Annotated in this window: 18 protein-coding genes and 1 riboswitch; of the genes, 5 read left to right on the top strand and 13 right to left on the bottom strand. The window is 37.8% G+C overall.

Features of this window, described 5'->3' with window-relative positions:
* Window positions 1-19 precede the first annotated feature (19 nt).
* The 5 genes from nrdG to BKO01S_RS13405 all read right to left on the bottom strand — a co-directional run bounded on the left by nrdG (window position 20) and on the right by BKO01S_RS13405 (window position 6,413).
* A complete protein-coding gene (gene nrdG, locus BKO01S_RS13425) occupies window positions 20-529 on the bottom strand; it encodes an anaerobic ribonucleoside-triphosphate reductase activating protein (RefSeq protein WP_066054643.1) in 510 nt (169 codons plus the stop codon).
* 29 nt (window positions 530-558) lie between these two features.
* On the bottom strand, window positions 559-2,406 hold the full coding sequence (locus tag BKO01S_RS13420) for an anaerobic ribonucleoside triphosphate reductase (protein ID WP_066054640.1): 1,848 nt from the start codon (window positions 2,404-2,406) through the stop codon (window positions 559-561).
* Between the two features lie 318 nt (window positions 2,407-2,724).
* A complete protein-coding gene (locus tag BKO01S_RS13415; protein WP_066054637.1) occupies window positions 2,725-3,726 on the bottom strand; it encodes an ABC transporter permease in 1,002 nt (333 codons plus the stop codon).
* 1 nt (window position 3,727) lies between these two features.
* The gene (locus BKO01S_RS13410; protein WP_066054635.1) at window positions 3,728-5,230 is read right to left on the bottom strand and encodes a sugar ABC transporter ATP-binding protein; all 1,503 of its coding nucleotides are present in this window, start codon (window positions 5,228-5,230) and stop codon (window positions 3,728-3,730) included.
* A gap of 70 nt (window positions 5,231-5,300) precedes the next feature.
* Window positions 5,301-6,413, bottom strand: coding sequence for a sugar ABC transporter substrate-binding protein (locus tag BKO01S_RS13405; RefSeq protein WP_066054631.1), 1,113 nt, complete (start codon window positions 6,411-6,413; stop codon window positions 5,301-5,303).
* A gap of 130 nt (window positions 6,414-6,543) precedes the next feature.
* A riboswitch (SAM riboswitch) is annotated at window positions 6,544-6,651 on the bottom strand.
* Between the two features lie 497 nt (window positions 6,652-7,148).
* Between BKO01S_RS13405 and BKO01S_RS13400 the strand changes: the two genes are divergently transcribed.
* Window positions 7,149-7,961, top strand: a complete 813-nt coding sequence (locus BKO01S_RS13400; protein ID WP_066054628.1) for a mechanosensitive ion channel family protein — start codon at window positions 7,149-7,151, stop codon at window positions 7,959-7,961.
* Between the two features lie 247 nt (window positions 7,962-8,208).
* Here BKO01S_RS13400 and BKO01S_RS13395 read toward each other — a convergent pair whose 3' ends face one another.
* Complete coding sequence (locus BKO01S_RS13395; protein ID WP_066054625.1) at window positions 8,209-9,162, bottom strand: aldolase catalytic domain-containing protein; 954 nt, start codon at window positions 9,160-9,162, stop codon at window positions 8,209-8,211.
* Between the two features lie 171 nt (window positions 9,163-9,333).
* On the opposite strand from BKO01S_RS13395, the gene BKO01S_RS13390 reads away from it, so the two are divergent.
* Entirely contained in the window at window positions 9,334-10,206 is an 873-nt protein-coding gene (locus BKO01S_RS13390; RefSeq protein WP_066054622.1) for an SDR family oxidoreductase, read from the top strand.
* Between the two features lie 18 nt (window positions 10,207-10,224).
* Here the strand turns inward: BKO01S_RS13390 and BKO01S_RS13385 are convergent, their stop codons facing one another.
* From BKO01S_RS13385 to BKO01S_RS13365, 5 genes are all read right to left on the bottom strand, one after another.
* Window positions 10,225-11,286, bottom strand: coding sequence for a LacI family DNA-binding transcriptional regulator (locus tag BKO01S_RS13385; RefSeq protein ID WP_066054619.1), 1,062 nt, complete (start codon window positions 11,284-11,286; stop codon window positions 10,225-10,227).
* A 116-nt stretch (window positions 11,287-11,402) separates the two neighbouring features.
* Entirely contained in the window at window positions 11,403-12,944 is a 1,542-nt protein-coding gene (locus tag BKO01S_RS13380; RefSeq protein WP_066054617.1) for an alpha-amylase family glycosyl hydrolase, read from the bottom strand.
* 42 nt (window positions 12,945-12,986) lie between these two features.
* Window positions 12,987-13,829: a sugar ABC transporter permease gene (locus tag BKO01S_RS13375; RefSeq protein WP_066054614.1), complete on the bottom strand. Its 843-nt coding sequence runs from the start codon at window positions 13,827-13,829 to the stop codon at window positions 12,987-12,989.
* A gap of 1 nt (window position 13,830) precedes the next feature.
* Window positions 13,831-15,117 carry a carbohydrate ABC transporter permease gene (locus BKO01S_RS13370; protein ID WP_066054609.1) on the bottom strand — a complete coding sequence of 429 codons (1,287 nt, stop codon included), beginning with the start codon at window positions 15,115-15,117 and terminating at the stop codon, window positions 13,831-13,833.
* A gap of 121 nt (window positions 15,118-15,238) precedes the next feature.
* Window positions 15,239-16,522 carry an extracellular solute-binding protein gene (locus BKO01S_RS13365; protein WP_066054605.1) on the bottom strand — a complete coding sequence of 428 codons (1,284 nt, stop codon included), beginning with the start codon at window positions 16,520-16,522 and terminating at the stop codon, window positions 15,239-15,241.
* A gap of 349 nt (window positions 16,523-16,871) precedes the next feature.
* On the opposite strand from BKO01S_RS13365, the gene BKO01S_RS13360 reads away from it, so the two are divergent.
* Together BKO01S_RS13360 and BKO01S_RS13355 are read left to right on the top strand one after the other, a co-directional pair.
* On the top strand, window positions 16,872-18,629 hold the full coding sequence (locus BKO01S_RS13360) for a glycoside hydrolase family 13 protein (RefSeq protein ID WP_066055023.1): 1,758 nt from the start codon (window positions 16,872-16,874) through the stop codon (window positions 18,627-18,629).
* A 98-nt stretch (window positions 18,630-18,727) separates the two neighbouring features.
* Window positions 18,728-20,083, top strand: a complete 1,356-nt coding sequence (locus BKO01S_RS13355; protein ID WP_066054601.1) for an MATE family efflux transporter — start codon at window positions 18,728-18,730, stop codon at window positions 20,081-20,083.
* Between the two features lie 51 nt (window positions 20,084-20,134).
* Here the strand turns inward: BKO01S_RS13355 and asnB are convergent, their stop codons facing one another.
* Window positions 20,135-21,988 carry an asparagine synthase (glutamine-hydrolyzing) gene (gene asnB, locus BKO01S_RS13350; RefSeq protein ID WP_066054598.1) on the bottom strand — a complete coding sequence of 618 codons (1,854 nt, stop codon included), beginning with the start codon at window positions 21,986-21,988 and terminating at the stop codon, window positions 20,135-20,137.
* 183 nt (window positions 21,989-22,171) lie between these two features.
* Here asnB and BKO01S_RS13345 point away from each other — a divergent pair, with 183 nt between their 5' ends.
* Window positions 22,172-22,732, top strand: a complete 561-nt coding sequence (locus BKO01S_RS13345) for a DUF2777 domain-containing protein (protein WP_066054597.1) — start codon at window positions 22,172-22,174, stop codon at window positions 22,730-22,732.
* 33 nt (window positions 22,733-22,765) lie between these two features.
* Here the strand turns inward: BKO01S_RS13345 and BKO01S_RS13340 are convergent, their stop codons facing one another.
* Window positions 22,766-23,134, bottom strand: a complete 369-nt coding sequence (locus BKO01S_RS13340) for a YisL family protein (protein WP_066054593.1) — start codon at window positions 23,132-23,134, stop codon at window positions 22,766-22,768.
* Window positions 23,135-23,156 lie beyond the last annotated feature (22 nt).

Below are 23,156 nucleotides of genomic sequence, written 5' to 3'. Positions count from 1 at the left end.
ACAAAATATACGGGAATACTCAGGACTGAAATGAGACTTTAGATTGGTTCTCTTTATATAGCACAATATTGTTTTCTATCATACTCCGTTTAACATCAATTATTCGTTGATTGCTGCTCCCTTTAAACAACAGACTAATATCCCTATTCTGCATTTCAAACTTCCCATCAACTAATATATCAATAGATGATAATAACTTCCTATAGCTTGGGTTGGGAATAAGGCTTTCATATAAAAATCCTGTATAGCACCATATGTTCTTTCCTGCTTGCTTTATTTTTCTAGCAAGCACCTCTACTTCTTTAGCCTGTAAGAAAGGTTCCCCACCACTAAGTGTTACTTGTGTTAACTCGTTCCCCATTATTGCCAGTAGAATTTCGTCCATACTCATTTCTCTTCCACTAGAAATATTCCACGACTCGGGATTGTGACATCCTTGACAGAAATGCGGACATCCGGCAAAGAAAATAACGGTACGTAAACCCTCTCCATCTACTATACTGTCATGAAGGATATTCATTACTCTCACTTTTTAGCCTTCTTTCAATCTATTTGAAATTAACTATGTCTCAATCTAGCTTTTTCTTCACTTCGCTTTGAATTATTCCATTTATCTAGACTACCAACTAGGTATCCCGTGATACGTCGAATACGTTCAATTCTTGATTCCTCATGATTTCCACACTTTGGACATGTGTGATCTATGATGCCCTTATGATTACAAACTAAACATCGATCAACAGGGTGATTAATACTTCCGTAACCTACACCGTACTTTTGCATAGCTCTCACCAAGATATCAAGCGCATCAATATTCTTACTAGCATCTCCGTCTAGCTCAATGTATGTGATGTGTCCTGCGTTTGTTAGTTCATGGAAAGGGGCTTCTTTTTGAATCTTTTCGATAGCTCGAATAGGGTAATAAACTGGAATGTGGAAACTATTCGTAAAATACTCTCTGTCAGTGACTCGCTCAATGATTCCATGTTTACTTTGACATTTACGAAGAGCCTTACCCGCAAAAGATTCGGCAGGAGTTGCAAGTAATGTGTAGTTTAAACCATATGTTTCAGTTGCAAGATCCATTTTGTTTCTCATAAACGATACAATGTCATATCCTAACTGAAAGGCCTCCTCACTTTCTCCATGGTGTGTACCAATCAGTTGAACCAATGTCTCTGCTAATCCAACAAAACCTACCGACAAGGTTCCTTGTTTGAGAATCTCCGCTAGATTTTGATTCGGATCGAGCTCTTCCCCATTCGAAAACACACCTTGTCCATAAAGAAACTTAAATTGAGAAGCCTTCTTCTGTGCTTGATATAGATATCGTTCATATAATTGTCTAACGGAAAGGTCTACATAATGGTTAAGGTTCCCCATGAATTCTTCTACACTATTAGACTCTATTGCTAAAAGTGGGAGATTAACGGTTGTAAATGATAAATTCCCTCTCCCTACAGGAGTTTCCTGTCCATTTACATTTGAAATCGTTCTTGTGCGGCACCCCATAGTTGCTATTTCACTCTCTGGGGTTCCGTTATAATATTGTAGGTTAAACGGAGCATCAATGAACAAATAGTTCGGAAATAACCGTCTAGAGGTTGTTTCTAGAGATAAACGGTATAAATCATAGTTTGGATCACCCTCGTTAAAGTTCACTCCGTTTTTCACCTTAAACACAATAATGGGAAAGATAGGCGTTTCTCCGTCACCAAGTCCTTTCTGTGTTGCCAATAGGATATTCTTCGTAATCATTCTTCCTTCTTTAGAAGTATCGGTTCCTAAGTTTATTGAGATAAAAGGGACTTGTGCTCCACCACGCGAATGCATGGAATTTGAATTATGTATAAATGCTTCACAAGCTTGGAAGACCTCTCTCTCTGTTAGTTCCCATGCTTTTTCCACCAGTTTCTCTTCCAGGTTGTCGCCTAACAGCATTACTTCCCTAATGAGTTTTTTGTAATTTTCAAAGGTTAGACGTACATATCGGGCAAGATCATAATCAAATGTTGGAATAGATTGTCCACCATGTTGATTGTTTTGATTTGACTGAAAAACAATGCTAGTTAAAGCGAGGGCGCTAGTAATGCTTTTAGGTTCCCTCATATGACCATGACCTGTATTAAAGCCATTTTTCAGGATCTTTGCTAAAGGAATTTGACAGCATGTAGTCGTACCACTTGCGTAAAAGTCGAGGTCATGAATATGGATATATCCGTCGTTATACGCTTTCTTTACATCCTCAGTCAATAAATGATCAATCGTGTATGCCTTTGATGATGCAGAAGCAAAGAGTAACATCATTCCCATTGGTGACATCCCGTCAACATTAGCATTTTCTTGAACTATGTCTTTATTGCTGCTTTCAACAATTTCTTCTAATTCACAATATAGTTTCTTAATAACCCTTCCTCCTTAACACAACATATAGAAATCACTTAGAAATATTAACACGACATATAGATTATATCTGTGACAATTGTTTGTGTTTTGAATTAATAAATTGGCAATTTTTATTTGATATTTTTATCTTTTGATTGGTAATGTGTACTCCGTGGTGTATGGTAGTATCTCTAATTTCTTTAACAAAGAGTGGAATAAAGTTTCTCGAACAGGACGCAATTATCAAACTGATTCCTGCAGCCTAGTACAATTAACTTCAAATTGTTTTATAACAAAAATAAAAAGCTCGGAGAAGGTACCGACCCCCGAACCGAGCTTTTACTTTTGTTTATAGTATGTAATGGCCAACGCAAATGCTAAAACCGTTCCCTTTACGATGTCCATTGCGAAATAAGGAACAGACATCATCACGAGGCCATTTGCTAATATCCCGATCAATACTGCACCTACGAAGGTTCCAAATGCATTGGGCTTACCGGCACCTAAAACAGAAAATCCGATAAATGCTGCTGCTACAGAATCCATTAAGTAAGGCGCGCCTGAGTTGATTTCAGATGTCATCACCCGTGAAGCTAAGACAATCCCGCCAATTGCTGCAAAAAGTGCCGAAAGCAGGTAGGCTGCTACTTTGTATTTATTAACCGGAATTCCTGATAATCTTGCTGCTTCCGTATTCCCCCCAATCACATACATGTATCTTCCGTGTTTTGTATACGTTAAAAAGATATGAACCACTACTACGACAACGACCATGATCAGAATAATCCAAGGTACCTGACCGATTTTTGAGAAAAACGGACTAATCAGACCTTCAGCCATCTTCCCATCGGGCATCACCATGTTTTGTGAGACCGTCGCTCCCTTTGTATAGGTCAATGCTGTTCCCTGGATAATAAACATCGTCGCAAGGGTCAATAACATATCAGGAATCCGCATTTTTACAATCATAATGGAGTTCAATATCCCTACAATTAACGCTGCTGCCATTGCCGAGATAATGGCTACAAAGGTATTTTGCGAAAACCAGACAAACATGGAAATAACGACCGCGTTTGATAAGGATGCCACCGATCCAACGGAAAGATCGAATCCATTAACGGTTAAGCTAATTGTAATTCCGATTGCAATGATTGTGACAATTGATATAGATCGCAAGATATTGACAATATTATTTCCCTGTATAAAAGATGGATTGGCCAACGAAAATAGGATAATGAGTGCAATGATCGTAATAATCGTTCCATATTTATATAAAAATTGGAAGAGATCAAAAGACATTTTTGTTGGGGTCTTTTTCTTTGCTGATATGTTTGCCTCCATCTTACCTGCCCCCTGTTGAATAGAATAATAGTTCTTCTTCATTTGTTGAGTTTGTTTCTAGTTCCTTCACTGACTTTCCATCATAAAGAATGTAGACCCGATTGGTAATTCCCATGATCTCTGAAGCTTCAGATGATGCATAAATAATAGCTTTTCCACGGCTTGCCAGCTCGACAATGAGATTAAAAATATCCTTTTTGGCGCCAACATCTACACCTTTAGTCGGCTCATCAAAGATATATACATCTGCCTCAGCTACCAGCCATTTTCCAATCGCAACCTTTTGTTGATTACCTCCAGAAAGATTTTGAACTTTTGTTTCTTCTGACGGTGTCTTGATTCCCAGACGGTTGATCAATGCTTTTGCAACTAACTTTTCTTTTTTCCGATCTAGAAAGCTTAATTCTTTTGAAAAACGTCCTAAATTCACAACAGATAAATTTGATTCAACCGATTCATTTACAAGAATACCTTCTTTTCGGCGCTCTTCAGGGACCAAGGCAAGTCCATTCTTAACAGCTTCATACGGATTCTTAACGCTAACCCTTTTTCCGTTCACCTTGATTTCACCCGCCACTAATTTGCCTTCAGCCCCAAACAGGGCTTTACAGAATTCAGTCTTACCGGCACCTACAAGCCCGGCAATTCCCACAATCTCTCCTGCTCTGACTTGCATGCTGAAACCTTTAATTTTCTCTCTATCTGTAAGTCCTTTTACCTCAAGGACCGTATTTCCAAAGGTTATAGATCTTTCAGGAAATTGTTCACCTAGTTCTTGGCCAAGCATATGCTCCACTACTTTGTTTTGAGTGGTATCCGAGACTCTCTGTCTCTCGACAACTTCCCCATTTCGCATAATCGTAATCTCATCACAAATCTTAAAAATCTCAGGAAGTCGATGTGATATAAAAATAATTCCAACATTACGTCTTTTTAATTCTAGTACTATACGAAATAATTCATTCGTTTCTGTATGACTAAGTGGTGCTGTCGGTTCATCCAAAATGAGAAATTTACATTCTTTCGATACTGCTCTAGCGATTAAAACCATTTGTTTTTCTGCCAATGTCAATTCACTTACTAGTTTTTTTGTATTCAGAGTCAAATTTATTTCCGATAGGATGGTGGCCGCTTTCGAATGCATTTGCTTCCAATTAACCCATTGTTTTTTTCCCATGTTATGTACCGTGTCCATTAACATGATATTTTCAGCTACCGTTAAATATGGGATTAGAGCTGTATCCACTTCCTGATAGACAATTTGAATTCCTGAATCCATAGCACTTTTGGGGGAACGAATGGAAAGTGCCTGTCCATCCATTAAAATTTCACCAGTATAGTGGTCATATGCCCCTGAAAGAACCTTCATTAGTGTCGATTTTCCAGCACCATTAGCTCCGATTAAGGCATGGGTTTTCCCGCTTTCAACCGAAAAATCTACCCCATTTAAGGCTTTTACTCCAGGAAATTCAATTGAGACATTCTTCATCTCTAGAGTAGTCATGATGTCACCGTCCTTTCAAAGAAACACTCTCTTAATCTTGTGAAAAAGAGAGTGTTTATCAATAAGTCCCTTACTTCTTATAGTGTTCCTTTAGCGTCGTCATCCAGTCTTCTTCAAATTCTGTTGATTGGCCCCATCCTTCAATGATTTCAGTTAGATTAACCATATTAACAGGATCTTTTGATTTCTGAAGGTCTTCTTGGGAGATAAGTGAAGCCTGCAAATCATAAGTTTGTGGTGTTTCCTCGCCTGCTAATTTCTTTGCGAGTATTCTCATATTTACAGCACCGATCAACTTAGGATCAACAGCTGCCGTATATCTCCAAGCACTGCCTTCTCTTTGGATTTCCTGCAAATCAGCATTTGAAACATCGATTCCATAGATTTTAACTTCTTCTCTACCCGCTTCTTTTAACGCACGAGCAGCACCGATCGCAAAAGCATCCCATGTTGCGAAAATCGCATCTAGTTCACCCTTAGGATATTTATTCAACATTGCTGCAACAGCATTTTGGGTTTGAACACTCGTATCTGCTGCTGCTACCCCAAAGCGCTCTACTTCTTTAATGCCAGGATTTTTCGCTAAAACATCTTCATAAACTTTATTTCGTCTAACCATTGGCGGGAAACCATCAACCCATAAGTATGCAATATTCGCTTCCCCTTTTGTTTCCTTTACTAATTGATCCAATGACAGAGTAGCTAACGCTTCATCATCTTGTGATACAAGCGTGACACCGTCAACACTTGTTAAGTTTGCATTCGAATCAAAGGCGACTACGCTCTTTCCTGCATCTACAATCTTTTCTACGTCTCTAACGGTTGCGTCGTCATCACCGTGCGAAATAATAAATCCATCATAATCTTGGTTTAATGCTTGGTTAATTGCATCATGAAATTTCGCCGTATCTCCATTTGCAGTAAACACATCCACTTGGAACCCAAGTGCTTCACCTTCTTGTTTTGCACCAGCTAAAAATTGAGCTGTGTGATCATCCCCACCAATTTTACGAATTACTTTGATCTTAGGCTGGTCCCCGTTAGCAAAACGTTCAGGTACACCTTCAATAGGAGTATTCGTTCCTGTTGCTTTCTTTGTTTCTCCCCCTGATGCACAGCCTGTAAGCAAAAGTGTGGCCGCGATTGCTGATACAAATGTACTTCTTAAAAAATTCCTCTTCATGTTGATTTCTCCCCTTTTTTTGTCTTTTTGCCTTTTTACCAACGTTGCTCTTAGGAGAGTTTTAATATACTAAATATAAAAAAACCTCTCCAGAAAAGAGAGGTTTCATCACAAATTAAGGACTACTCCTCTCTTATCTCTCAAAACAATTTCTTGTTTTGCAGGATTTAGCACCAATTCCATACGGAACGGTTGCTGGGCGTCATCGGGCCAGTCCCTCTGCCACTCTTGATAAGAGAACGTATTATTCATTTACTTTAGTAAAGTATTAAACATAATTTAATATTCTATTAACAAATTGTCAATAGTATTTTCTAAATATTTAATAAAATCGTTTTTCCGGAATCATTCAGAACATTCTTCTACTTCTGGTAACCCTCTAGGCAGATAAGGATAAATATCCTTCTTCCACCCGTACAATGAATCAGATAACATTTAAGGAGGTTGGAGATTACTATCTCTCTAGAAAGTTACTAGTGAATGATATTTTCTATACTTACTTTGTTCTGTCTATGATTCTGACCATGTAATAGTAGGTCACCTTAGTTTAGGAACCATTACCTATTTTTGAATAATCTTCCAACTTGTGCTTTATTTACAATATCATATACCTTATATATCATTTATACAAGGTTTTTATTTTATATAAAGAACAGTAAAAGAGCTTAATAAGTAGGGGTTTTTCTACTTTTCCATATTCTTTTGGTATAGTGTAATACATTGGGGGTTGATAGGATGTTTTTCTCGGGAAAGTTCCAACCTGTAGAAGTTTTAATGGTGGCACTACTGATTATACTTATGGTTTATTTAATTCGTAAATCAATTAAGCTTTTCTTTGACAAAACAAGCTTCTTAGATGAACCGCGGGAAGAGACATTGATGCATTTCGCTAATCAGGTGACAAAGGCATTGGGACTAGTGTTCTTCTTTATTTATATGCTTAGCCACTTCATTGAACTGTCAAGACTTTTCACTGGTTCAGTCGTGGTAGCCGGTGCCTTGGCATTGATCTTTCAACATATCATCCGCGATTACATTATGGGGCTAACATACTTATTCGAGCGCCAGATCTATCACGGTGATTATGTCATCATCAATGGAAACCATCAGGGGAAAATCGAGGAAATCAGCATTCGCCACCTCAAAATCCGCCAGTTTGACGGATTCCTCTATTCAGTCTCCTATAGTAATATCACAGAACTTCAAAACGGGAGCCGGGGAAGGCGCCGGGTGAACGAAAGCCTTGTCCTTAACTTTAGACAAAACCCGGACGATGCCTTCAAGGTGATGGAGGAAGTGGCACAAACATGCAACGAGAAATACGGGGAATACCTGTTGAAGGATGAGCACGGCGTTCCCGTGGAGAGTTTCAAATTCAACCAAATCACCGAAATGAACGTTGATTTCAGGGGTCACCGTTATTCATTATCAGGTCTTGTGAAGGAAGCGGATTACGTGGAAGTGAGCAAAAAGGTGAGGTATGAACTAGCGATGGCTGCCTACCAGAACAATTTGGAGATGGCGGAGAGCCTCAACACAACCCCTTAGAAATCAAAAAGCAAGGAGTTAAATCTAAAGGGGTTCGGTTTTGGTTATTTGGACAGAACTAGATAAAAATGGCACATGGTAGTCCAAATCCAAGGGCTATTTGGACAGAACTAGATAGAATTTGTACTTAGGAGTCCGAATCCAGTGGTACTACGAACGGTTATGTTAATTGCTCCTCATTTTATAATTCTCATTCCACAAGAAAAAAGCTGTCAAAATGACAGCTTTTTTCAAAATAATCCTACTCTCACTCTAGGGTTAATGTAGCTTCGGGTGTTGTTACTTTGTCATAAAAATCTACAAATTTATCTCTATCTGAGCTATCACGGTATGCCATAGCAATACGGGGATGTTCATTGAGTACACCAGAGATCATATAAGGGATAATATAACCCCATTCCCACCTTTTACGCATTTCTAACATATGCTTTTCAATCACGCCTAGAACTGGCTTAAGCTCATAGCTTGGTTTTTGAATGTAACTAACGAGAAGCTCTGTATTACAGTTACCCGCCGCACGACCCATTCCATAAACAGACGAATCAAGGTATGTAACCCCATTTTGGAACGCTGTTAACGTATTGGCGAATGCCAGTTGCATATTATTATGAGTATGGATTCCAAGCTGTTTGTTAGGGATTAGACCTTGGAATTTCTTTACTTGGTGTGCAATATCCGCAGGATCTAAGCTTCCGAATGAGTCAACGATATATACGACATCTACCGGACTCTCTTTTACCAAGTCAAACGCTTTTATTAACTGTTGCTCTGGAACACTAGATAACGCCATTATGTTGAGAGAAGTCTCATAGCCTAAATCATGGAACAGTTGTACAAGTTCCAGTCCCTTATCCACTTCACGAACATAGCATGCAACCCGAATCATATCCAAGATACTTTGCTCACGAGGAAGGATGTCATTAGGGTCTACTCGTCCAATATCCACTAAAGCAGAAAGCTTCGTGAATTTTTTCACTGGAATAATCTCTTTTAGGAAGTTATCGTCAAGAAATCTCCATGGGTTAGGCTCTTGTACGTTCAAAAGCTTGGCTGAATTTTTGTATCCAATTTCCATATATTCAACCCCAGCATCACTTAGTCCATTATACAAGTCCTGAACAAATTCGACGCTAAAATCCCAATTGTTGACTAAGCCTCCATCTCTGATGGTACAGTCCAATATCTTACTACGATGTTCCATAAGTCACTTCCTCCACATGATTTCCTTCTTCAGAAAATATTTGTAATATTATTGCTTATATCACAATTCATACAAATCCGTCAAATTTAATTCGAATCTATATCATTATGTTTGCATATAAATCCCCTTTTTTATCCTATACTACAGAAATGACAAAGATACTTTGAAAGGATGATATGCTTGTCTCAGAATAACAAACAAACTTTCCCACCTCAACACCAAAATCAACAACCTGGTGTAGAAGAAGAAATGAAACCTATTCCTATTCACGTCGATGAAGCGTACAAAGGTTCAAATAAGTTAAAAGATAAAGTAGCTATTATAACAGGTGGAGACAGCGGAATCGGTAAATCGGTTGCCATCTCTTTTGCTAAAGAAGGTGCTGACGTAGTTGTTTCCTATTTAAATGAAACAAAGGATGCTGAGGACACAAAAAAACAAGTAGAGTCAGAAGGCAGACGTTGTTTACTCGTGGCAGGAGATATTGGTAGTGAAGAAATTTGTAAACAAATAGTAGAAGATACCATTAAAGAATTTGGCAAAATTGATATAGTAGTTAATAATGCTGCTGAACAGCATCCACAGAAAAGCTTACTAGATATAACGTCCGAACAGCTGGAACGAACGTTTCGTACAAATATCTTCTCTTATTTTTATTTGACAAAGGCCGCTCTTCCTCATCTTAAGAAAGGAAGTTCGATTATTAATACCGCATCTATAACAGCCTATCAAGGGAACGAGCAACTCCTTGACTATTCTGCTACAAAAGGAGCAATTGTTACGTTTACTAGATCTCTTTCAAAGTCACTTGCCATGGATGGAATTCGGGTTAATGGAGTCGCTCCAGGACCTATTTGGACTCCTCTCATTCCTTCCACCTTCCCAGCCGATCAGGTAGCAGAATTCGGATCAAATACACCGATGGGGAGAGCAGGTCAGCCTTATGAACTTGCTGCTAGTTATGTTTTTCTCGCTTCTAATGACTCATCTTATGTCAGCGGTCAAATGATTCATGTGAATGGTGGAACAGTCATTAATGGATAAAAAAAGAAAAGGGACTTTTCAACTGAAAGTCCCTTTTGGAGGTAATAAAACTCTTTCTTCATTAGGATATGAACAAGAGAAACGCTTGACAATTTGATGGGGAATAATAATTCTCTTGATTGGTTCCTTTGGATTTTCTATCTTTTGAATCAAGCTACGTGCTGCTTCAAATCCCAGGTCAAAAATATTAATATCCACACTTGTTAGAGGCGGTCTGGACATCTCTGATACTAATACATTATTGAAACTGATGATGGAGATATCTTCAGGTACTTTAATTCCCATTTCATCCAGTGTATTAAGAACCCCTAAAGCCATTAAATCATCGGCTACAACTAAAGCTGTTGGCGGTACATTTAAAGAAAGCAATTCTCTAACAGCTTCTTGTCCACCTTCTCTAAGAAATTCTTCATGTACAATATAATCATCGTCTAACGGTATTCCTGCTTCACGAAGCGCCTTCTCGTATCCAAGTAAACGCTCCACTGTAACAACTAGGTTTAAATTCCCACCTACAAAGGCAATATGATCATGCCCGAGCTGTATAAGATATTCAGTTACTTCTTTTGTTGCTCGAAAATTATCATTATCAACATGAGTTATTTCCTCTACATGCTTAAAGGGTTTACCAATAACCACAAATGGAATGCCTCTTTCCTGAAGATACATTAATACTTTATCTTCAATTTTTGAGTAAAGCAGGACCACTCCATCAACGCGTCCCCCCTGAACCATCTGAGTAACTCCATCTAAAATTTCGTTGTCAGTCTTACCTGTTGTCATATATAATGCGTAGTGTTTTTCATGAGCTCCTTCACTTAGTCCTCTAAGTACAGTAGGAAAAAAAGGATTCTGAAATACCACGTCAGTAGAGCTTGGCATTACTAAACCAATCGCCTGTGTGCTTTGACTAGCTAAACTTCTAGCAATAAAGTTAGGATGATACCCTAACTCATCCATTGCTTCTCTAACCTTTTTCTTCGTCTTTTCACTTATACGAGGATTATTTGCAATTACACGTGATACGGTAGATGGTGCGACCTTTGCTAACTTAGCAACATCCTTTATTGTAATAGCCACCTTACCCACCTCATTTCCTAATAACTACATTTCTGAATGGTCCTATCTAGAATCATTCAGCTTTCTATATTCCTTATTCTACCCTAACTATCCAATACTTTTGTAGTATATTTTTATCATTGATTCGGGAGTTTTTTCCTTTTCGATCTTTTCCATAATAAATAGATAAATATGATAAACGCTAAGTATACGGCTCCCATGATAACCAAATAAGGAATATTTAAGCCTGTTTTCGGTCCAAGCGTATATATTTGTGCTTGATCACGGTCGAGCACAATCGTATATTCCTTGCCTTTTGAACGGACAATCTCATCACTTAGAACTCCTCGAAGCTCTTTATCCTCTTCAAGTCCTTCTGTAATGGTTGCCGTTTGTGTTTTTGTTGTATTGTTAATTGCTATTACTGTTGTTTCTCCCTCATACTCCCGTTTGTATATAGCCATTCCCTTCTCTTCATGAAGAAACTCAAATGTACCACGGGTTAGGGATGGAAGCGCTTGTCTAGCAGCTCCAATTTGCGAGATATATTCGACCAATTCTTTATCGGTTCGGAAGTCCATTTGTCTACGGTTATCAGGATCTTCTCCACCATCAAGAGCAATCTCGCTGCCGTAATAGACAATCGGGATGCCTGGTGTTGTGTACAAATAAGTAAGTGCCAGCTTCCAGCGTGGACCAGGATGCTCATTGTTTTGTACTGCATCTCTTGTAAAGCGCGGGGTGTCATGATTGTCCATAAATGTACCCATTAAATAAGGATCTTCGTAAATAGTTTTGTTTCGGTCAGCGGTTGTAAACAACCAATAAAGAGATTGATCTGGTTTGGCAAAAGCGGTACGCAAATGTTCGTTTAAAGGATAATCTACAAAACCATCAATGCCAGCTTTATCATACTGAGCTATATAATTTGGATCGTTATCCCAAACCTCACCGAGTAAGTAGAAATCATCCTTCACACTTTTTACTTCGCTTGAAAATGTTTCCCAAAAATCTACAGGTACATGTCGAACGGTATCTAGACGGTATCCATCAATGTCTGTTTCAGTGATCCACCACTTTGCTGCATCTAAAAGATAATCAGAAACTTCTGGATTCTCCGTATTTAAATCAGGTAAACCATAAATCCACCCATTATTGAGTTCTTCTTGATCTTCCCAATTTAAAATTTCTTTATTTTCATGAAACCAATCCTTTTTATCATTGTCTGTAAGCCACTGATGCTCTGGTGATACATGGTTGACGACAAAGTCAAGGACGATTTTTATGTCTCGTTTATGCGCCTCTTTTACTAATGCTTTAAACTCTTCTATTGTTCCAAAATGTTCTTCCGTATTGTAAAAGTCAGTTATCCAATACCCATGGTAGCCCATATCTGAATTTTCAAAAACCGGGGTAAGCCAAATAGCGGTGAACCCCATGTCTTTTATATAATCCAATTGATCGATTATACCTTGAAAGTCACCGCCGTGATATGCTTTTGGATCATCCATGTTTACTTTAAAATCGTTGCTGAAATCGCTATTATTAAAGCGATCGATCATAATAAAATAAAAAGTCTCATCCTGCCATTTTCGCTCTTCTTTTTCCACTGCACCTACCGGTAGGGAGTAAAAAAGAAGAAACGGGATTAAGATGAAAGAAAGCCATTTCTTTTTCATCTCCGCTCCTCCTTTTCCTGTTAAAAATCCTTCCCTACAAGATTATCCTTTTGTTCCTCCAGCCGTCAAACCAGAGACAAAATATCTTTGGAAAACTAAGAATAATGCAGCGATTGGTATAGCGATTAATACGGAACCTGCAGCAAACTTTGTAAATTCGTTCCCGAACTGCTTGGCAACTAGTTCATATAGTCCAACTAATAAAGTAAATTTATCTTCTGATCGTAATAAAATACGAGCTAGAATAAAGTCACCAAATGGAGCGATAAATGAGAATAAAGCAACCACTGCTAATATAGGCTTAGCGAGAGGCATAACAATTTGGAAGAAAATTCGTAAGTGTCCCGCTCCGTCCATTTTCGCAGATTCATCAAGCTCTTTCGGAATCGTATCTAAGTATCCTTTCATTAAATACGTATTCATTGGAATTTGACCACCGACATACACAAGAATTAATCCCAAGTGCGTATCAATTAATCCTGTACGGTTAGCTAAAACAAAGATGGCAATCAGTGCTGCAAAGTTTGGAATCATTTGCAGGATTAAGAACGTAATTAGTCCATTCTTACGTCCAACAAAACGATATCTTGAAAAAGAGTATGCGGTTAATGACACACTTGCAACAGTTAGAACCATAGTGATAATACTAATCTTTAAAGAGTTTTTATACCAAATAATATAGTCACTTTTATCCGCATCAAACAGATGCTTATAATGTGCTAGTGTAGGATTCTCAGGAAACATCGTCGATCCCGAAAGACTATTACCTGGATTAAACGATGATCCAATAATCCATAGCAATGGATAGATAACAATAACTGCCATGATCGCAATCACAAAGTATGACAGTGTAAGTCTTATGATTTTATTCGTTTTCATACTCATATTACATCATATCCTCTTCTTGGAATGATTTTGTCTTTCTGAATTGCCATAAAGCCACTGCAATAATAATAACAGATAGAATCATCGTAATTGCTGCAGCTTTTCCATATTGTGCAGAGGTCATTGTCAATCGATAAATCCATGATATTAAGATATCTGTTCCCCATGCCGTTTGCCCTGGCACAGCCGGTCCCCCGTTGTTAAAAAGGAAGATAACATTAAAGTTGTTAAAGTTAAAAGTATACTGTGTAATCATAATCGGTGCAGTAGCAAACAATACTAGTGGTAAAGTAATTTTCGTGAACTTTTGCCAAATACTTGCACCGTCTACCGTAGCTGCCTCATATAAATCTTCTGGAATAGACTGGAGCACTCCGGTTACCATTGCAAAAATAAATGGGAAACCTAACCAACCTTGAATGAGGATCAGCGCAAGACGCGTCCAGTTTGCTTCTGTCATCCATGGCTGTGCTTCTAAACCTAAAGCAGGTAATATCATTTTGTTAACCGCACCAAACGTCTCATTAAACATTCCTGAAAAAATCATGATGGAGACAAATGCTGGTACCGCCCAAGGTAAAATTAGTATGGTACGGATAATGGCTTTCCCTTTTAAATCTTTTTGGTTGACTACAATGGCCAGGAACATCCCTAAAGCAATTTGGAACGTTGTCGCACCAAATGTCCAAACAATTGTCCAACCTAATACTTTAAAGAAAGTATTTCTCCAGATATCAATTTTAAAAATATCTATAAAGTTCTGTATCCCGATCCAATCTACTAATTTAGCTGGTGGTGAATGGTATAAATCGTAGTTTGTAAATGCTAATAAGATAACAAAAATAATTGGAAAGATTACCACAAAAATCAATAACAAGAACCCTGGTGAAATCATTAAATATGGAAAACCACCATCAATTAAGTTGTGGTATTGTTCTCTAACTGAATTTAGATGTAAACCTAGATCTCGTTTTTTTCCATTTGAGTGTGCATCGTAAAGGTTAAATGCATACACTCCTAATCCTAAGACTGTAACAATCAAGGCGATTATTCCATCAATTAAAAGAAAGATGGAATGGTCCACTTTAGGTATTTCACCTAGTGTAAACAACCCCCAAAATCCCATGTTCAAAATGTCTCCGAACACAATACCAAATGATGCTGCTAATACGAGAAAAATGATACCTTTTAAAAACTGACGATTGTAAATCTGTCCCATTCCAGGGACAATTGATAGCAACGTTGAATTTCTAGCATGCTTTGTTGTTATTACTTTTTCCGCTTCCATTTGACTTCTATCCCCTTTCTAACTTGAGGAGGAATGTATTTTTTATTGCGCAACCGTTTGCCTAAATAAATGTAATGATAGGCAATACCAGAGGTACTGCCTATCGATTGTACCACAAAATTTATTTTGCGTGGTTAGTTTCAATCTGCTTCTTAATTGTATCTACTGCAGAATCTAAAGCTGCTTTAGGCTCTGACTTTTGAGTAGCGATTTGTTGTAACGCTGATGCCATTGGAGACCAAACCTCAGCCATTTCTGGAATATTAGGCATTGGAATTGCATATGAAGACTGAACAGCTACTGCTTTTGCAGCTTCGTTTTCAGCAATAATTGGATCTTCAATTAAAGTTTTAACCGGTGGAATTTCTCCTGTTGTTTCAAAACGAGTTTTAGCACTTTCTTCGTTTGTTAAGAATTCAACAAGTTTTGTAGCCCAGTATTGATTTTCAGTGAAAGCTGTTACGTGCCATCCTTTAACACCCATGAATGTTTTCACGTTTTCACCATTTGGAAGAGTTGGAAGCGGAGCTACACCATAGTCAATTCCAGCATCTTTCATTGCTTGGAACGCCCAAGGTCCGTTCATAACAGAAGCAACTTTGCCTTCGTTAAATAGCCCGTCCATAGCGGATCCACCAGATTCACCGATGATTCCTTTAGGGAATAAACCTTCTTTATACCATTGTTGAATGTATTCAGCACCTGTTACAGCGCCCTCGTTATTAAGTCCAATATCCTCACGGTTTAGAGCACCATTTTCATCTTTAAATACGTACGCACCATTCCCACCCATAATACCATGAGCAAAGTAATAGTTATCCCAAAGAGCTAAGAAACCATAGTTATCACCTTTAGTGAAGTCCTTTGAGAAAGTGTATAACTCATCAAAAGTTGCTGGAGCTTTTTCCATTAACGCTTTGTTATAAATAAATACAGGTGTTTCTGTAGCTTTTGGTAGTCCATAAAGCTTACCATCATACATTTGAGCTGAAACAGAAGATTCTGTGAAAGTATCAAGTACATCTTGATTGACTTCAATTTCAGAAATTAATCCTTCAACAACTACTTGACCGATTTGATCATGTGGCAAAGTGACAACATCTGGAGCATTACCAGCAGGACCATCTAGACGAAGTTGGTCACGGATTTTGTCAGCCATACCTAGTGTTTTATATTCAACCTTAATGCCATATTCTTTTTCGAAAGCTTCAATTGCAGGTTCTAACGCAACCTCTTTATCTGTATCTTCCCATACAACTAGTTTTTCTGGTTTTGCTGGTTCTTCACCGGCATTGTTTTCAGTTTCCTTCTCTGTTGAAGTGCCTTCTTCACGATTTGGTCCACATGCAGCAAGAACTCCAAATACTAACATGATCATCATGAAAAGCGATAATGCTTTTTTCATTATTGACCCCTCCAAAATTGTATGTTTTTTATATTTCTCCAGCTGTACAAACGATTGCACAAATCTATAAAAACAGTACTCTATGAAAACGTTGCCACTAATAGTTAAAAATACATAACTTATTGGTCTTACACGCACGTCTGAAAGAATTGATTCGTGAAAACGATTGCACAAACTATATTTTTTATTATACCTAGATTTTTCGTTTTGACAACTATTTTCACATAAAATACATAGAAAAAAATTTATAAAAGATTTACCAGGTATTTGTTGAAGGGTTTTCATATATCTGCTAACGTTAAGAAAGTAGAATTAAATGCAATCGATTGCACTAGGAGGATATAATATGATTACTCGCTCTTCCATCTATCATCGCCCTACAGATGAATACGCATATCCCGTTGATGAACAAACATTACATATAAAACTGCGTACTCGTAAAGAAGAAATCCAAACCGTTCAGTTACTATTCGGTGATCAATATGAATGGAAAGATGGAGCTTGGATTTCCCAACAAACAGATATGGAGAAAGTAGCAACAGATGCTCTTTTTGATTACTGGCTTCTAAGTATCCAACCTGTTCATAAACGAATTCGCTACGGATTTTTCGTTTGTGATGGTGAAGAAACAATTCTATATACGGAAAAAGGATTCTATGAAAAGGCACCTGAGGATCCAGGCTATTACTTCTCTTTCCCTTTCCTTCATGCAAGTGAAGTGTTTCGTGCTCCAAGCTGGGTAAAGGATACTGTCTGGTATCAAATATTCCCAGAGAGATTCGCCAATGGTGATCTTACCAATGACCCGGAGGGAGCACTACCATGGGGAAGCGAACCACCAACACCTAAGAACTTTTTTGGTGGCGACTTCCAAGGGATCATTGATCATATTAGCTATTTAGTTGACTTAGGTATCACTGGTATTTACTTTACTCCCATTTTTAAGGCATATTCGAATCATAAATACGATACGATTGATTATATGGAAATTGACCCTCAATTTGGGGATAAGGAAACCTTTAAGAAGCTCGTCCAAACTTGTCATAAAAACGGAATAAAAGTAATGCTCGATGCCGTGTTTAATCATAGTGGATACCACTTCCCTCCTTTCCAAGACGTGTTAAAGAATGGGGCAGACTCAAAGTATGCAAGCTGGTTCCATACGAAAGAATTCCCGTTAAAGGGTGGAGAGCTTCCAAATTACTCTACATTTGCTTTTGAGCAAACAATGCCAAAGCTTAATACACAAAATGAAGAAGTTAAGCAATATTTGCTCGAGGTAGGAAGATATTGGGTACGAGAGTTTGATATTGATGGATGGCGTTTAGACGTTGCTAATGAAATAGACCATCAGTTTTGGAGAGAGTTTCGTCATGCTGTTAAAGAACTCAAGCCTGAACTATATATTCTAGGAGAAATTTGGCATGATTCCATGCCATGGCTTCGGGGAGATCAATTTGATGCAGTTATGAACTATCCATTCCTTACAAATGTGTTAAATTACTTTGCTAAAGAACAGATTACAAGGGATCAGTTTATTGAGAACATGACCTCTGTTATTCAAATGTATCCAAGCAATGTAAATGAGGTAGCTTTTAACCTGGTTGGTAGCCATGATACACCACGTATTCTGACAGAGTGTAATGATAACATAGATAAAATGAAGCTCATCTATACTTTTATGATGACTTTTATTGGCACACCATGTATTTATTATGGAGATGAGATTGGCTTAAGTGGAGTGATGGACCCTGGTTGCAGAGAGTGCATGCCATGGGAAGAAGAACGATGGAATCAAGAAATGCGTACACATGTCCAATCATTGATTAAGCTTAGAAAAGAAGAAAAGCTTCTAGCAAATTCAGGAACCTTTTCCTTCCTTTCTCATTCCAAAGAGGACGTGTGCATTTCCTACTCGAAAAAGGACGAAAACAAAACAATTGTAATTATTTTAAACCCTACTTCTAAAGAAGCAACATATGCCTTACCATTTAATTTAAAAGGAAAAAAGCTCACTGACTTATTAAAGAGTGATGAATTTGCTGCTGAATCTGATCAACTTTCAGTTATGGTTGCTCCTTTCGGCTTTGAAATAATCTCCTTTTAAATAAACACACCATCTGTTAGAATGAATTGTTTCCTAAGTAGTCTTAAGCACTCCGCTTAAGACTATTTCGTTTTATTATGTCAGGGGGTCAAAGAATAATGAACAAAAATCGAAAAAAACAAAAGATGACCCTAGTTGCTCTAACATGGCCTATCTTTATTGAAATACTATTGTATATGCTAATGGGAAATGCTGATACATTAATGCTCTCACAATACTCTGATGAGTCTGTTGCCGCTGTTGGTGTATCTAACCAAGTCCTTTCGCTAATAATCGTTATGTTTGGTTTTGTTGCAACAGGAACAGCTATTCTGGTTACTCAGAATTTGGGAGCGAAGCAGGAAAATATAGCTGCAGAAATTTCGATCGTTTCCCTCGGAGCAAACCTCGTTTTCGGAATTCTGTTAAGTATTGGAATTTTCCTCTTTAGTGAACCTATTTTAAAGATGATGGATTTACCTGCTGAACTAATGGATGAGGCGAAATCTTACTTATTAATTGTCGGAGGGTTTTCCTTTGTTCAAGCCTTTATTATGACGATAGGTGCCGTTATTCGTAGTTATGGGTTTACAAAAGATGTTATGTATATCACTATTGGTATGAATATTATTAATGTGATTAGTAATTACTTTTTCATCTTTGGTCCTTTTGGATTTCCGATACTGGGTGTTGAAGGGGTAGCTATTTCAACTACCGTTAGTAGGCTCCTAGGCTTGACTATAGCGATCATCGTGATGATTAAAAGAATTCCTGTCAAGCTGCCGTTTCATATGCTCTTCCGTTTTCCGAAGGTGCATATTAGAAACTTACTCAAAATCGGCATTCCATCCGCTGGCGAACAGCTTTCCTATAATGGTTCCCAGATGGTTATTACTTTCTTTATCGCTACGTTAGGTACGGAAGCACTAACATCTAAAGTGTATGCTCAAAATCTCATGATGTTTATCTTCCTATTTAGCATCGCTATTAGTCAAGGTACACAAATATTAATAGGTTATATGATTGGCGCAAAAAAGTATGAGGATGCCTATCATCGTTGTTTAAAAAGTCTACGACTCGCTATTATCATTTCCTTAGGCGCAGCCATACTCTTCTCGTTTTTCGCAAAAGACCTAATGAAGTTATTTACAAGTAACGAGGACATCATTGCACTTGGAAGCACGTTGATATTACTAACAATTATTCTAGAGCCAGGACGCTCGTTTAATTTAGTAATTATCAATTCATTACGAGCCACTGGTGATGTGAAATTCCCAGTATATATGGGGATACTATCAATGTGGGGAGTGGCTGTAACCTTTTCTTATTTGCTTGGGATTACCTTTGGTCTTGGTCTTGTCGGAATATGGATTGCATTTATTGCTGATGAATGGCTAAGAGGATTACTTATGCTTTGGCGTTGGCGCTCAAAGGTCTGGATTCGCCATTCCTTTATAGAAGATAAGGCAGTTTAAACGAACAAATTAAGAAGCCTACACATATGTGTATAGGCTTCTATTTTTTTATTAAGATTCAACAATATTAATATTGTAATCGTTAAACCAGATATGAATTTGAGCTAAATGGGCTAATAGCTGTGGGCCGGTCATTAACTGGCCGAACCAAGGTTCTTTAAAGGCAGCACCTTCAGTAGTAATGATTTCCTTTAATTTTACTTCATCAAAGAACTCATAAAGAACAGAACTTCTGTCAGTCATGATCTCTGCTAGCATCTGCTGTACAGCTTTTGTATATTTAGGATTATGAGTTTTCGGATATGGACTTTTCTTTCTATACAATACTTCCTCTGGGAGAATCCCTTCCAACGCTTTACGTAGCAATCCTTTTTCACGGTTATTATAATTCTTCATATCCCAAGGGATATTCCACACGTATTCAACTAAGCGATGATCCGCAAAAGGTACCCTTACTTCAAGACTTGCTCCCATACTCATACGATCCTTACGATCAAGTAGGGTAGTCATAAACCAAATCATATTCAGATAAAATAATTCTCTTCTTTTTGCTTCTTGCTTTGATTCTCCGTCTAAAGCAGGAGTCTCTTGAACAGTCTTATTGAATTGTTGAAGCATGTAGTCCTTTAGCTGTAACTTTTTACGCCATTCTGTACGTAACAAGCCCTGCCTTTCTTCAATCGATCTCATCCACGGAAAGCCTTCTCGAGTAAGGTCCGCTTCACGTCGGAACCAAGGATAGCCACCAAAGATCTCATCCGCACATTCACCAGATAGACCAACAACAAAATCCTTTTTTATCTCCCGGCAAAACCAAAGAAGAGAAGAATCTACATCAGCCATCCCTGGTAAATCTCTTACATGGACAGCTTCAATTAAATGTTCAGCGAGCAACTCTTGAGAGATTACACTATTGTGATGAGTCGTTTGAAACTCATCAGACATCTTTTGAATATAGACTCCGTCAGAATTCGGTTGAAATTCATTTGCCTTAAAAAATTGGTCATTTCCTTCATAATCAATGGAATACGTATGGAGGCTCCCTTTTCCTTCCTTTTGATATTCCATTGCGGCAATAGCTGTAATCGCACTTGAATCTACTCCGCCTGATAAAAATGTACAGAGAGGAACATCCGAAACTAACTGGCGTTTTACTGCATCAGTAAAAAGAAAGCGAACCTGATCAACCGTATCATTCAAATTATCTGTGTGCTTCTCACTTTTTACATTCCAGTATCGCCAAATTTTTAGTCCCTTGCTTTTTGATAGAGTAAGCGCATGAGCAGGTCTTAGCTCTGATACTCCTCTAAACACCCCATTTCCAGGTGATCTAGATGGTCCTAATGCAAGGACCTCGGCTAACCCTTCACGGTCAATTTCCGTTTTCACTTCCGGATGAGCAAGGATTGCTTTAAGCTCAGAACCGAACATAATCCCCTTTTCTGTTGATAAATAAAAAAGCGGCTTAACGCCAAGTCGATCCCTACCAATAAAGAGCTGTTCCTTTCTCTCATCCCAAATTGCGAAAGCAAATATGCCATTCAAATGCTCCACACAATTTTCTTCCCATTCTATATATGCAGTTAATAGAACTTCTGTATCAGAATGACCGTTAAAGGAATATCCTTTTACTAACAGTTCTTTTCGGATATCTTCGGTATTATATAGTTCACCATTATAACAAATCGTATATTTATGGTTATTTTTTGACTTAGACATTGGTTGCTTTCCACCCTCAGGGTCAACAACAACTAAGCGTTTATGTCCGAATCCTGCATGAATATCTGTCCATACATTTGTATCATCTGGACCGCGCTTTGCCAAGGTTTCAGCCATTTTCGTAATCGAGTCGCGTTCTTTTCTCATATCTCTTTGGAAGTCAATCCAGCCTGTTATGCCACACATATGTTTTCATCCTCTCAAAGTAGTGCGTTTGTTTGGTCAGTCCGAACATATACCCATACTATGCTGGGCGCGAAAAATGGTTAATTGTCCAATTTTTAAATGTGGGCGTTTAAAATACAAACAAGATGTCAAAGTTTATGAAGATAACTCTTTAAACCTTTAGCCTGTAACGGAGGTCTTACCATGAATAGACAGCAACGACTAAAACTTTTTGAGTATCAAACGAGAGCATTTATTGAAGGAACGGTAGAGAATATAAACAACCAATGGATTTTTTTCGATGAGGAAACAGATGAAGCATCCATTTTAGATGAATTTTTACACCAAGAAATTGAAGTATTTCGATTTAATCGATGGAAAAAGGGAATTTTATTTGAGGATGGGAAAGTAACTTTCGGAAATGAAACCTTTCATCTAAAAAACCAAGATGTAGTAAGAATCCGCAAACACTTAATGTATTCACTTGAACGATTGCTTGAAGAGATAAACGATGACTCGTTTCATCAGTTTATTTCCCATTTAAATTCGATTGGCTTTTCGATTTTTGATTGTATTTATTGCTACAATCATTTAACTTTTTTAAAGGATACCGAAAGAAAAAGTGGTGTGAATTTTATGATCTTTGATAACCAAGAAGATATTTGTAATGTCCAACACCATTTCTGTTATTATAAAAAGCAAACCGACCGTTTTGAATTTACACTTAATGCTGGTAAAAGAACAATCATTGAAAAATTTATATAAAAAAACCTGCTCCCGTTTAGGAGCAGGTTTTCATTAAAATAGTTGAAATCCAAGTGGTAGACGAAGTCCTAATAAGATTGCTAAAACAGCAGCAACATAAAATTGGATCCATAGTGACTTCGTTGCTTTTCCTTTTACGGTACGAACGAGAACCATTTCCATTGCTGCAATTACCCATATCCCAATTAAAACCTTAGCAATGTACTCACCTGGTTGCATGGAGAATAACGTATGAACAAGCATTCCACCTGTTGCAAACACAATGATATACAAAACTCTCAAAATCATATGGACGATTTTCGCAGCCTTTGCTTTTCCGCTCTTATGTAATGAGTTTGCTACAAAAAATAGTACTAGTGCGAGAACCCATGCAGTAATATGGGCATGTGTGTTAATCGACATAAATTAGCCTCCCTATTAAATA

It is taken from the genome of Robertmurraya korlensis NBRC 107688 (genome assembly GCF_001591645.1).
GTDB lineage: Bacteria > Bacillota > Bacilli > Bacillales > Cytobacillaceae > Robertmurraya_A.
Note: the sequence above shows the minus strand (reverse complement) of the source record. Positions and strands in the feature narration are given on the sequence as shown.